Below are 12,933 nucleotides of genomic sequence, written 5' to 3'. Positions count from 1 at the left end.
TTATATTTAAAATCTTGAAAGAAATCTTGTCTTATGAAAAGAGTTGCTGGTGATTTATAATATTAAATTTATATGAATTTTATCATTTTTGTTTAATTTTATTGTTTAACAATTTTGTCAAAACATTTGATTGATTTAAATTTGCACAAAATTGTTTAACAAAAATGTCAAAACAAGAAAAAAAAGACCAAACACAGGAGTTGATCAAAGAAACTGCGAAGAATCTATTCTTTGTTCAGGGAAGATTTGATGCAACTACACAAGAGATTGCAGATGAGGCTGGAGTTAACAGAACGCTCATCAACTATTATTTTCGCTCAAGAGACAATTTGATTCAGATTGTTTTTGATGAAGCTCAGAAAGTAGAAAGGGAAAAATCGGACATTATTCAAGATTCCGATTTGGCTTTTAAGGAAAAAATAACACTTTTTATAGAAGGGAGTCTGCAAACAAGTCTTCAGTATCCATATTTGGAAACTTACATCGTTTCTCAAATCAATAAAGGGAATTGCCACAAAAGAGACATAGAGCAAGAGCATAAAGAAAAGATGCTGAAGGATATACAGAAAGAAATGGATTTGGGAAATATAGAACCTATGGAACCGATTCAATTCATCTTCAATATGATTTCACTGCTAATTTTCCCAAGTGCTGTAAGACCGCTTTTTATGGAAAATATGGAAATCGATTCTAAGGAATTTGACAGATTGATTTCGGACCGTAGAGACATCATCCTGAAAATGCTTTTTAAAAATTAATAAAAATATTTAACAAATATTAAGGTATTAATAAAGATGGAACGTCCGTAGGAAATAAAGGAAAGTTAAAAAAAATTAAAAATATAGATTAATAAATTATGAATAGAAAATTAGTGCCTGCGCAAAAGCTAAAATTAGGAATAGCGGCAGCATTTATGATTTTCGGCTCTACATCTGCTTTTGCACAGCAACAGGTGTCTTTGCAGGAAGCCATAAAACAGGCGTTGCAAAATAAGGCAGAAGCTAAAAAAGCGGCTTTGCAGGTGAAAAAAGCAGAGTACAAAATTGCTGAAGCCAGAGCAGGCGCATTGCCACAGATCAGTGCTACTGCAGGTTTGACTTACAATCCAATCATCCAAGAGTCACTTTTGGAGTTTGGAGGAGAGAGAATCCGAGCACAACTTGGGCAACCGTGGTCTTCCCAAGCTGTGGTAACTTTGAACCAAGCTATTTTTGATCAAAGGGTTTTCACAGGTCTGAAAGCGGCAAAATCTACCAGAGAGTTTTACGTTTTGAATGCCCAACTCTCAAATGAGCAAATCATCGAGAATGTTGCAACGGCTTATTATCAAGTTTTTGTACAGGAAGAGAATCTTAAAACGCTCAACGTAAGTTACACCAATACGGAAAAAGTAAGAAACGTCATCAAAAGTTTGGTGGACAATGGTTTGGCTAAAGGAATCGATTTGGATAGAACCAACGTGCAACTGACAAACATCAGCGCAAGCAGACAACAATTGGTAAATGCCGTGGAACTTTCCAAAAACTCTTTGAAGTTTTATATGGGTGTTCCAATCGATAAGCAAATTGAATTGGAAGAAAAATCCATCGAGCCAAGACCAGAATTGATTGCCGGAACTGTAAATCTTGACGAGAGAACAGAGGTGAGAGTTTTGAACAAAAATAGAGAACTTCTTCAATATAATTTGAAAGCTACCGAAGCCTATCTCTATCCAACTGTTGGCTTGACCGCGAATTACGGATGGGCAGGAATGGGTAAAAGATTCCCACTTTCAAATGGCTTGAACAACGGTGTTCTTTGGAGTGACTATTCTGCGATTGGTCTGAATATCAATATTCCAATTTTTACAGGTGGTGCTACAAAATCAAAAATCCAACAGGCTGAGATTGATATTCAGGATTTGGATCTTGATATTGAAAATACACAGTTGAGCTTGAGTTTGGAATACAAAAATGCCATCGAGAATATGGAAAATTCCATTATTAACATTGATAATATGAAAGGCAATGTGGAATTGGCTGAAAAAGTACAAAAAGACACACAGTCCAATTATCAATACGGATTGGCAACTTTGACAGAGGTTCTTGATTCTGAAAATGCACTTACAGATGCAAAACAGAATTACACAACTTCATTATTAGACTATAAACAAGCCGAGATCAAACTAATAAAAGCAAAAGGAGAACTTAATACTTTACAAAATCCATAATAAAACTATGAAAAAGACTTTAATATATATCATCGTAGCCGCAGTACTTATAGGCTTGGCCGCTTGGAAAATTTCCGACAACAAGAAGAAGCAAGACACTGAAGTGAAGGAAGTGGCAAGACAGGTAGATAAAATCAATGTGAACGTTATCACTGTTGGAAGAGAGGACATCAATACAGATTATTCTGCAAACGGAACTTTTATCCCGAAACAAGAAACTAATCAGTCGGCTGATATTTCTGGCCGCGTGGTAAGTGTTTTTGTAAAAGAAGGATCTAGAGTTGGTGCAGGACAAGTTTTGGCTACCATCAAGAGAGATGCGATCGAAGTTGACGTGGCTCAAGCTCAAAACAATTTGCAAAATGCCATCATCGATAATCAGCGCTACGAAAATGCTTTCAAAACTGGAGGTGTGACGAAACAACAATTGGACAACTCCAGACTGCAACTTCAAAATATGAAAGCGGCAGTGAGAGCTCAAGGTGTCAAAATAAATGATACAAGTGTAAGAGCTGGAATCAGCGGAACTATTAATAAAAAAATGGTAGAGCCAGGAGCGGTTGTTGCTCCAGGGACAGCATTATTCGAAATCGTGAATATCAATTCTCTTAAGCTTTCTGTTTTGGTTGATGAAAGTCAAGTTGGCAGAATCCAATTGGGACAAGAAGTGGCAATCAACGTCAATGTTTTGCCAGAAGATTCTTTCACGGGTAGAATTACGTTCATTGCTCCAAAAAGTGACGCTTCTCTTAATTTCCCAGTTGAGATTGAAGTTCAAAACAGAGGAAATTTAAAAGCCGGAATGTATGCAACAGCAACATTCAAAACCAACCACGGTGCTGAGACTCAAAATATGTTGACCGTTCCTGCCGAAGCTTTTGCAAATGGCGTAAGCTCTGGTCAGATTTTCATCGTTGAAAAAAACGGTACTGCAAAAATGATCACTGTTAAAACTGGTAAAGTTTATGGCGACAAAGTTCAGATCATTAGCGGACTAAATGGTGGCGAGCAAGTGATTACCAGTGGACAGATCAACCTAGATAACGGTTCGAAAATCAATATCGTAAAGTAGTAGAAGATGAAGTTAGCAGAAATATCTATTAAAAGACCGTCCCTCGTTATCGTATTGTTTACGATTCTGACGTTGGGAGGTTTGTTAAGCTACTCCATGATGGGGTACGAATTGATTCCGAAGTTTGAAACCAATATGGTAACGATTTCTACGGTTTATCCGGGAGCTTCGCCAAGTGAGGTGGAAACTTCGGTGACCAGAAAGATTGAAGATGCCGTTGGCTCTTTGGAAAACGTAAAGAAAGTTGAGTCTTCTTCTTATGAAAGTTTATCGGTGATTATGGTTCAGCTGAACACAGGTGCCGATGTGAACTATGCATTGAATGATGCGCAGAGAAAAGTAAACGCAATTTTGGCAGACCTTCCGGAAGATGCAGACCCACCGTCACTTCAGAAATTCTCTTTGGATGATTTACCAATTATGACATTGAGTATCACCAGTGACAAAATGAACAACAAGGATCTCTATAACCTTTTAGATAAAAAAATAGAACCAATCTTTTCCCGTGTAAATGGTGTTGCTCAGGTAGATCTTGTTGGTGGACAAGAAAGAGAGATTCAGGTAAGTTTGGACGAAAGAAAATTGCAGGGTTATGGCCTTTCGATTGGTGATGTACAACAAGCCATTCTTTCATCAAACTTGGACTTCCCAACAGGAGCTTTGAAAACAAGAACTTCTAGATCTACTATCAGACTTTCTGGGAAATACAGAGATGTAGCAGAGATGAACAGCCTTGTGGTTTCCAACAAAAACGGAGCGCAAGTTCGTTTGTCGGATGTTGCAACCGTTTTCGACACACAAAAAGATGTTGAGAAAGTGGCGAGATTTAACCAAAATCCCACCATTTTACTTCAAGTAAAAAAACAATCTGATGCCAATGCAGTATCGGTTTCCGAAGCAGTACAAAAGACAATCGCGCAGGTTCAAGACAATTATAAAGTCCAGGCAGTCAAAGTAACAATTGTAGATGACAATACAGAATTTACATTGGAAGCGGCAGACCACGTAATTTTCGATTTGTTCTTAGCAATTATCCTTGTGGCAGTTGTAATGTTATTGTTCCTTCACAACATCAGAAACGCATTTATCGTAATGGTTTCGATTCCAGTATCGTTGATTGCAACAGTAATCGGAATGTACTTGATGGGATACACGCTAAACTTAATGAGTTTACTAGGACTTTCACTTGTTGTAGGTATTCTTGTGGATGATGCGATTGTTGTATTGGAGAACGTTTATCGCCACATGGAAATGGGTAAAAGCAGAATCCGTGCCGCGTACGATGGCGCTTCAGAAATTGGATTTACCGTAACAGCGATTACGATGGTAATCGTCGTGGTATTCTTACCAATTGCGATGAGCTCAGGTTTGGTTTCAGACATCTTAGCACAATTTTGTGTCACGGTAGTTATTGCAACATTGTTCTCATTACTGGCATCATTTACAATTATTCCTTGGTTATCTTCAAGATTCGGGAAGTTAGTTCATTTAACGGGGAAAAATCCTTTCGAGAAATTCATCCTTTGGTTTGAAAAGCAATTAGATAAATTCACACATTGGATTACAGGAATTCTTGAGTGGGTCTTAAAATCTGGTTTAAGAAGAATTATGACCGTTGTTCTTACATTTGTACTTCTAATTGTCGTGACAATGGGATTAATGGGTGGCGGATTCATCGGTGGAGAATTCTTCCCGAAAATGGACAGAGGCCAGTTCCTCGTTCAGATGGAATTACCAAAAGATGCTTCCGTTGAAAAAACCAACCAATTGACTTTACAGGTTGAAAAATATTTGAGAGACGATAAAGATGTTGTAGATATGATTACAACGGTTGGTCAGCAGTCATCAGGTTTTGGTGGTGCGCAGGCAACTTTGTACCAATCAGAAATTCAGGTAATTTTGGTTGATAAAGCTGAACGTAACGAAAGTACGGATATCAAATCAGCCAAAATCAAGAGAGCTTTAGAAGAGAAATTCACCGGCGTGGAGTTTAAAACAGCACCAATCGGATTGATGGGAGCAGACGCCGCCCCAATTGAAATGGTAGTTACCGCTCCAGACAACGCAACCGCAAACAAAGAAGCCAACAGAATTCTTGCTTTGCTTAAGAAAGTTCCAGGAGCTGTAGATGCAGAATTATCCTCAGACTCAGGAAATCCTGAAGTTCAGGTGAACATCGACAGAGATAAAATGTCTTCTCTAGGTTTAAATCTTTCAAGTGTAGGACAAACAATGCAAACTGCATTCAATGGAAATACAGATGGAAAATTCAGAGCTGGCGAATATGAATACGACATCAATATCCGTTTTGGTGATGCCAACAGACAATCGATTGATGATGTAAGAAACTTGATGTTCACCAATCCATCAGGCGAACAAATCAGATTGAGCCAGTTTGCTGATGTAAGAATGGGTTCAGGACCAAGCTTGCTGGAGCGTAGAGATAAAACAGCTTCTGTAAAAGTGAAATCTAAAGTTGTAGGTCGTGCGATGGCTGATGTTGCCAACGAATGGGCAGATCAGTTTAAGGAAAACGAAAAAACAAGACCAGCTGGAGTAAATTACATCTGGAGTGGTGATATGGAAAACCAAACAGAAGGTATGGGTACGTTGGGGATTGCTTTATTAGCGGCTATCGTATTGGTTTATCTTGTGATGGTTTCACTTTATGACTCATTTGTTTATCCGTTTGTGGTATTGTTCTCAATTCCATTGGCATTGATTGGAGTAATGGTAATCTTGGCAATTACAGGAAATACCATTAATATCTTTACGATGTTGGGTATGATTATGTTGATTGGTTTGGTGGCAAAAAATGCGATTATGATTGTCGATTTTGCCAATATGAGAAAAGCGGCCGGAGCCAATACGCACGACGCTTTGATTCAGGCCAACCACGCGCGTCTTCGTCCAATCTTGATGACAACAATTGCGATGATCTTCGGTATGATCCCAATTGCAATTGCAAAAGGAGCAGGAGCGGAAATGAACAACGGTTTGGCTTGGGTAATCATCGGTGGTTTGACATCGTCATTATTCCTGACCTTGATTATTGTTCCTACGGTTTATTCACTATTCGACTCTTTGTTGAGAAGAATGGGCAAACATGAAACTGTTGATTATGATGCTGAAATGAAAGCTGAATATGAAGAAAAAGAACTAAGTGAAGACGGTTATACGCCTAAACACATAGATTAATCATATATCAATTATTTAACTGGGAAAGTGTCTTGTTTTGTTACAAGGCGCTTTCCTTTTTTCATGATAACACTAAATTCTAAATGATATTGCAAACCAATTAAGCAGTAAATAATTTTAGATAAAAATGTCAATTACATTTTCTTTTACGCTTTGAAGATGGTCATTTTCTTCATCTACAATTTTCAATTAAAGAATGAATTATCTTGCTATTTCTTCACCTTCAAAATCGGCTTCAAAGTTTTCAATTTCCCATCAATCTTCTCATTGATCTTCAAATCTAAAATCTCTGCCATCAAAGGATAAACATTCACGTTTTCAAATTCATTGATGACCTGATTACTTTTGAAAGCTTGCCCCCAAGCAAAGAACGTGGCTTTCATCTCGGGAACTTGTTTTGGATCGTAGCCATGTTTTCCAGCGGATGTTTTTTGACCTTTTTCAAGGAAGACTTTAGGCGCTTTTGGAATAAGGAGGATCTGCCCTATCCTATTGTATCTGTCATCTCTAATTGCAAAGTGAAGATATTTTGGAAGTTTCTTGTCAAGATAAACATTGTAATCATCTGCTTTATTTGCTTTTAATTCTCTGAAAACGGATCTGACTTCCTTCGGATTTTTGACATAGACTCTCAACAAGGTTTGAGAATTGTAGTAATCAACTCTATTTTTATCCGTAAGGATTTGCGGGATTTCCAGTGGATTTCCACCATCCACCTGAATCATTCCGTGATCCGAAACGAAGACAAAGTTGACATTCTTCAAACCTAAATCTTTCACTTTTTGAACCAAACTTCCGATCGCCTCATCAATCAACTGAACTGCGGTTTCAGTTTCTTTCGCCTCTGGTCCGAAATGATGTCCAGCGCCATCCACTTCAGGAAAATATAATGCGATGAAATGTGGGCGTTTTTCTTCCGGCAACTTCAGCCAATTGATCACTTTATCAACTTTCTCCGAAGGCTTGAATTTCTCGTGATAAGGATAATAATAAGTTGGTCTAATGCCTCCTGCGTCACTTCCAGAACCGACCCATTGCAAAGTCGCTGAAAGCATTCCCTGCTTCTCAGCCAAACTCCAAAGCGGAGTTCCACCGTACCAAGTTCCGTCTTCAGCATTTGTACGATTGCTCATTGCATACTTTTCTTTTCTCTGATAATCATAGAAAAAGTTGTCAATCAAACCGTGATGAGAAGGATACAAACCCGTTATCAAACTCCAGTGATTGGGAAAAGTGATACTAGGATAACTTGGAATCATTGCCTTGGCCTGAACGCCAGAATTTGAAAACTTCAAAAGATTTTGAGCGTTATATTTCTTGGCATAATCGTATCTGAAACCGTCTGTTGAAATCATTATAACGTAGGGTTTCATCATCGCTGTTGCATCATTCAGACGATCTGGAACGACAATTTGAGCGGTATCAACTATTCCTTTTTGAGCATTAATGATGATTGATAAAGTGAGAAAAAGAATGGCGAAGAAGCTCTTCATTACGAAAAATATTTTTGCAAAGATAAAGTCTGTGTACTTTAATGGAAAGAAAGGCGCATTAATAAAATATTAATCCTAAATTTTAAATTAAATAAATATAATCTCGCAGATTTTGCTGATGAGGCAGATATAAATTTACAGTTGTGATCTAGTAAATCAGCACGATCAGCTAGAAAAAAAATATGTACAACAAAATTTGAATTCAAAACAAAAAATCCCGTCTCGTAATAAAACGAAACGGGATGATTTATATTAAGAAAAAAGCTTAAGCTTGTACGTTGTTACCTCCAACTACGAAAGGCTCCAATTCTTTGATCTCTCCGAATTGCTGCTCATAGTTAGTGATGTTTTGCTGAAGTGCAGCCAATACTCTCTTCGCGTGAAGTGGCGCAAGAATTACTCTTGAACGCACGTTCGCTTGCTGTACACCTGGCATCAATTGGATGAAATCCACTACGAATTCAGATGGAGAATGGTTTACCAAAGCAAGGTTACAGTAAACGCCAGAAGCGATAACCTCGTTAAGTTGGATGTTGATGTTGTTTGGATCTTGGTTTTGATTATTGTCCATTTTGTTTTGTTATTTTTTTATTAAAATTTGAGGTTGTGAAAGTATAAAAAATAATTCCAAACCTCAAATTTCATTTTGATTAATTTTTAGTTGATGTCTTCGAACTCTTTTCTAGAACCTACGATCACGTTTTGGTAATCCTTAAGACCTGTACCTGCAGGAATTCTGTGTCCTACAATTACATTTTCTTTAAGACCTGTCAAGAAGTCGATCTTACCAGACACTGCTGCTTCGTTTAGAACCTTGGTCGTTTCCTGGAACGATGCTGCAGACATAAATGATTTGGTTTGAAGTGCCGCTCTTGTAATACCTTGTAATACAGAAGTTGCAGTTGCAGGAAGTGCTTCTCTTACTTCTACCAATGCCTGATCTTCACGTCGTAGTTTCGAGTTCTCATCTCTAAGCTCTCTAGCTGTGATCATCTGTCCTGGTTTGAAAACTTTAGAATCTCCCGCTTCCATTACTACTTTCAGACCAAATACTCTGTTGTTCTCTTGCAAGAAGTCGTATTTGTGTTCCAAAGCACCTTCCAGGAATTGGGTATCTCCTCCATCCACAATCGATACTTTTGTCATCATCTGACGAACAATGATCTCGAAGTGTTTGTCATCGATCTTCACCCCTTGAAGACGGTAAACCTCCTGAATCTCATTAACCAAATATTCCTGAACCGCAGTTGGACCTTTGATCTTCAAGATATCGTCTGGCGTTACAGAACCGTCGGAAAGTGCGCCTCCTGCGTACACGAAGTCATTTTCCTGAACAAGGATCTGGTTGGATAATTTAACCAAATATTTCTTGATCTCTCCGGTTTTAGCTTCCACAATAAGCTCACGGTTACCTCTTTTGATTTTACCGTAGGATACTACACCGTCAATCTCTGTAACAACCGCTGGGTTGGAAGGATTTCTAGCTTCGAATAACTCGGTAACTCTCGGAAGACCTCCGGTGATATCCCCTGCTTTTGCAGATTTTCTTGGGATTTTGATTAAGACCTTACCAGCCTTGATTTTCTCACCATCGTTTACCATAATGTGGGCTCCAACCGGTAAGTTGTAACCTTTTTGCTCCACACCTTTGGAGTCAACAACTCTAAGGGTAGGAACGGCTTTTTTATTTCTAGATTCAGAGATTACTTTCTCTTCGAAACCAGTCTGCTCATCGATCTCCAATACGAAAGAGACACCTTGGATAATATCCTCGTACTCTACTTTACCAGAGTTCTCTGCAATGATTACCGCGTTGTAAGCATCCCACTTCGCGATCATATCTCCTTTTTTCACTTTGTCACCTGGCTGTACAAACAACTCGGATCCATAAGGAACGTTAGCGATCATAATCGGTGTTCTAGCTTCGTTATCAGCTACCAAACGGAATTCAGTTGAACGGGAAACAACGATATCTGCTGATTCTCCATTTTCACCTTCCGATTTAATAGTTCTAACCTCATCCATCTCAACAATACCATCACGTTTTGCAACGATGCTTGGATTTTCTGAGATGTTATTTGAAACCCCACCTTGGTGGAACGTTCTCAATGTCAACTGAGTTCCCGGCTCACCAATAGACTGTGCAGCGATTACACCAACAGCTTCTCCCATGTGGATGCCTTTACCTGTTGCAAGGTTACGACCGTAACATTTCGCACAGATACCTTTTTTGGCCTCACAAGTTAGTGGAGAACGAACCTCAACAGCTTCGATTCCAGCTTCCTCGATCTGCTTAGCCACTGCTTCTACGATCAACTCGTCAGCATTTGCCAAGATCTCATCTGTTTCCGGGTGATAGATATTGTGAAGAGAAACTCTACCAAGAATTCTCTCAGCTATTTTTTCTACGATATCATCGTTTTTCTTAAGTGCAGTGATTTCTGTACCTCTAAGTGTTCCACAGTCTTGTTCTGTAATAATAACATCCTGTGCAACATCCACCAATCTTCTGGTCAAGTAACCAGCATCGGCAGTTTTAAGAGCGGTATCCGCAAGACCCTTACGAGCACCGTGGGTAGAGATAAAGTATTCCAAAATTGACAAACCTTCTTTAAAGTTTGCAAGAATCGGGTTTTCGATAATCTCAGCGCCAACAGAACCTGCTTTTTGTGGTTTTGCCATCAATCCCCTCATACCAGATAACTGACGGATCTGTTCCTTAGAACCCCTCGCACCAGAATCAAGCATCATATATACAGAGTTGAATCCACCTTGATCTACCTTCATTCTGCTCATAATCATTTCAGTAAGGCTGGCATTGGTATTAGTCCAAACGTCAATTACCTGATTATAACGCTCTGTATCTGTGATAAGACCCATATTATAGTTAGCCTTGATCTCATCTACAGTTTCGATAGAAGTAGCGATCATTTTCTTTTTCTCAACCGGGATCACGATATCTCCAAGACTAAATGAAAGTCCACCTTTGAATGCGTTTGCATATCCAAGATCTTTCATATCATCCAAGAACTTCACCGTAGTTGGAAAATCTGTGTCTGCCAATACCTGACCAATGACGTTTCTAAGAGATTTCTTAGTCAATAACTCATCGATATAGCCAGATTCTTTCGGTACGATCTGGTTGAATAAAATTCTCCCAACTGTCGTAGGGAATAACTTCGTTGTAATGACACCATTCTCTTTGATAGGAAGACGACATCTTACTTTTGCATTAAGAGAAACTTGTCCCTCAGCATACGCGATCTCTACTTCTTCCGGAGAATAAAAAGCAAGACCTTCGCCTTTTACTTTCATATCATCTGTAGAATCCAGTTGTTTGGTCATAAAATATAGACCCAAAACCATATCCTGAGATGGTACCGTGATAGGAGAACCATTTGCAGGGTTAAGGATATTCTGAGAACCCAACATCAATAGTTGTGCTTCCAAAATAGCTTCCGGACCTAGAGGTAAATGCACCGCCATCTGATCCCCATCGAAATCGGCGTTGAAAGCCGTCGTTACCAATGGGTGAAGTTGGATCGCTTTACCTTCGATCATCTTCGGCTGGAATGCCTGGATACCAAGTCTGTGCAAAGTAGGTGCTCTGTTCAATAGTACAGGGTGACCTTTCATTACGCCTTCCAGGATATCATAAACTACAGGCTCTTTTCTGTCGATGATCCTTTTAGCTGATTTTACAGTTTTTACAATTCCTCTCTCGATCAGTTTTCTGATGATGAACGGTTTGTAAAGTTCTGCAGCCATATCTTTCGGGATACCACACTCGTGAAGTTGAAGACTAGGTCCTACAACAATTACCGAACGAGCGGAGTAATCTACCCTTTTCCCTAGTAAGTTCTGACGGAAACGACCTTGCTTACCTTTCAATGAATCAGAAAGGGATTTCAATGGTCTGTTTGATTCAGATTTTACAGCAGAAGATTTTCTTGTATTATCGAATAATGAATCTACTGATTCCTGAAGCATACGCTTCTCATTTCTCAAGATTACTTCAGGAGCTTTGATCTCCAATAATCTCTTCAAACGGTTGTTTCTGATGATCACCCTTCTGTAAAGGTCATTCAAATCAGAAGTTGCGAAACGTCCCCCATCCAATGGAACCAATGGTCTCAATTCTGGTGGTATTACAGGAAGTACACGCATGATCATCCACTCAGGCTTGTTGATCATTCTTGTATTGGCACCTCTCAATGCTTCTACAACATTTAATCTTTTAAGAGCCTCAGTTCTTCTTTGTTTAGAAGATTCGTTGTGTGCTTTGTGTCTTAGATCGAATGATAAAGAATCAAGATCGATTCTTTTCAACAATTCTTCAACCGCTTCTGCTCCCATTTTTGCTAGGAATTTGTTCGGATCAGAATCATCAAGATATTGATTTTCTACAGGAAGCGTCTCTAGAACGTCCAGATATTCTTCTTCTGTAAGGAATTCTTTGTCATCAAAGTCAGAACCGTCTGCTTTCTTAGCAATACCTTGCTGGATCACGACGTATCTTTCGTAATAGATGATCATATCCAATTTCTTGGAAGGAATACCTAATAAATAACCGATTTTGTTTGGCAAAGAACGGAAATACCAGATGTGCGCTACAGGAACAACCAGGCCAATGTGTCCGATTCTTTCTCTACGTACTTTTTTCTCTGTTACTTCTACCCCACATCTATCACAAACGATCCCTTTGTAACGGATACGTTTGTATTTTCCACAAGCACACTCGTAATCCTTTACAGGACCAAAGATCTTCTCGCAGAACAATCCATCTCTTTCCGGCTTGTGTGTACGATAGTTAATCGTTTCTGGTTTTAAAACCTCTCCTCTCGATTCCTGAAGAATGGATTCTGGTGAAGCTAAACCAATAGTGATTTTAGTAAATCTACTTGTTTTATTTTTATTTGACATTTGTTTTATGTATTTGATTAAAAGATTGAAACATTAAA

General features: G+C 38.8%; 7 protein-coding genes. 4 read left to right on the top strand and 3 right to left on the bottom strand.

The annotated features are described in order from the left end of the window. The first annotated feature begins 164 nt into the window (after window positions 1-164). The 4 genes from IO90_RS11230 (at window position 165) to IO90_RS11215 (ending at window position 6,479) form a co-directional block, all read left to right on the top strand. Window positions 165-758, top strand: a complete 594-nt coding sequence (locus IO90_RS11230) for a TetR/AcrR family transcriptional regulator (RefSeq protein ID WP_034966502.1) — start codon at window positions 165-167, stop codon at window positions 756-758. 98 nt (window positions 759-856) lie between these two features. Further along, complete coding sequence (locus IO90_RS11225; RefSeq protein WP_034966501.1) at window positions 857-2,209, top strand: TolC family protein; 1,353 nt, start codon at window positions 857-859, stop codon at window positions 2,207-2,209. A gap of 7 nt (window positions 2,210-2,216) precedes the next feature. Further along, window positions 2,217-3,281, top strand: coding sequence for an efflux RND transporter periplasmic adaptor subunit (locus IO90_RS11220; protein WP_034966498.1), 1,065 nt, complete (start codon window positions 2,217-2,219; stop codon window positions 3,279-3,281). Window positions 3,282-3,287: 6 nt separating this feature from the next. Continuing rightward, on the top strand, window positions 3,288-6,479 hold the full coding sequence (locus tag IO90_RS11215) for an efflux RND transporter permease subunit (protein ID WP_034966496.1): 3,192 nt from the start codon (window positions 3,288-3,290) through the stop codon (window positions 6,477-6,479). 209 nt (window positions 6,480-6,688) lie between these two features. Here the strand turns inward: IO90_RS11215 and IO90_RS11210 are convergent, their stop codons facing one another. From IO90_RS11210 to rpoC, 3 genes are all read right to left on the bottom strand, one after another. Then, window positions 6,689-7,972, bottom strand: coding sequence for an ectonucleotide pyrophosphatase/phosphodiesterase (locus tag IO90_RS11210; RefSeq protein ID WP_034966492.1), 1,284 nt, complete (start codon window positions 7,970-7,972; stop codon window positions 6,689-6,691). Window positions 7,973-8,237: 265 nt separating this feature from the next. Next, the gene (locus IO90_RS11205) at window positions 8,238-8,543 is read right to left on the bottom strand and encodes a DUF3467 domain-containing protein (RefSeq protein WP_034966489.1); all 306 of its coding nucleotides are present in this window, start codon (window positions 8,541-8,543) and stop codon (window positions 8,238-8,240) included. An 86-nt stretch (window positions 8,544-8,629) separates the two neighbouring features. Then, window positions 8,630-12,895 carry a DNA-directed RNA polymerase subunit beta' gene (gene rpoC / locus IO90_RS11200; protein ID WP_034966486.1) on the bottom strand — a complete coding sequence of 1,422 codons (4,266 nt, stop codon included), beginning with the start codon at window positions 12,893-12,895 and terminating at the stop codon, window positions 8,630-8,632. Window positions 12,896-12,933: the final 38 nt, after the last annotated feature.

Origin of the sequence: Chryseobacterium sp. FH1 (assembly GCF_000735135.1) — a bacterium.
Classification (GTDB): domain Bacteria; phylum Bacteroidota; class Bacteroidia; order Flavobacteriales; family Weeksellaceae; genus Epilithonimonas.
Note: the sequence above shows the minus strand (reverse complement) of the source record. Positions and strands in the feature narration are given on the sequence as shown.

Coding starts and splice junctions, on each gene's coding strand:
- IO90_RS11215 (WP_034966496.1), top strand. CDS start 3,288: ATGAAGTTAGCAGAAATATCTATTAAAAGACCGTCCCTCGTTATCGTA.
- IO90_RS11230 (WP_034966502.1), top strand. CDS start 165: ATGTCAAAACAAGAAAAAAAAGACCAAACACAGGAGTTGATCAAAGAA.
- IO90_RS11220 (WP_034966498.1), top strand. CDS start 2,217: ATGAAAAAGACTTTAATATATATCATCGTAGCCGCAGTACTTATAGGC.
- IO90_RS11210 (WP_034966492.1), bottom strand. CDS start 7,972: ATGAAGAGCTTCTTCGCCATTCTTTTTCTCACTTTATCAATCATCATT.
- IO90_RS11225 (WP_034966501.1), top strand. CDS start 857: ATGAATAGAAAATTAGTGCCTGCGCAAAAGCTAAAATTAGGAATAGCG.
- rpoC (WP_034966486.1), bottom strand. CDS start 12,895: ATGTCAAATAAAAATAAAACAAGTAGATTTACTAAAATCACTATTGGT.
- IO90_RS11205 (WP_034966489.1), bottom strand. CDS start 8,543: ATGGACAATAATCAAAACCAAGATCCAAACAACATCAACATCCAACTT.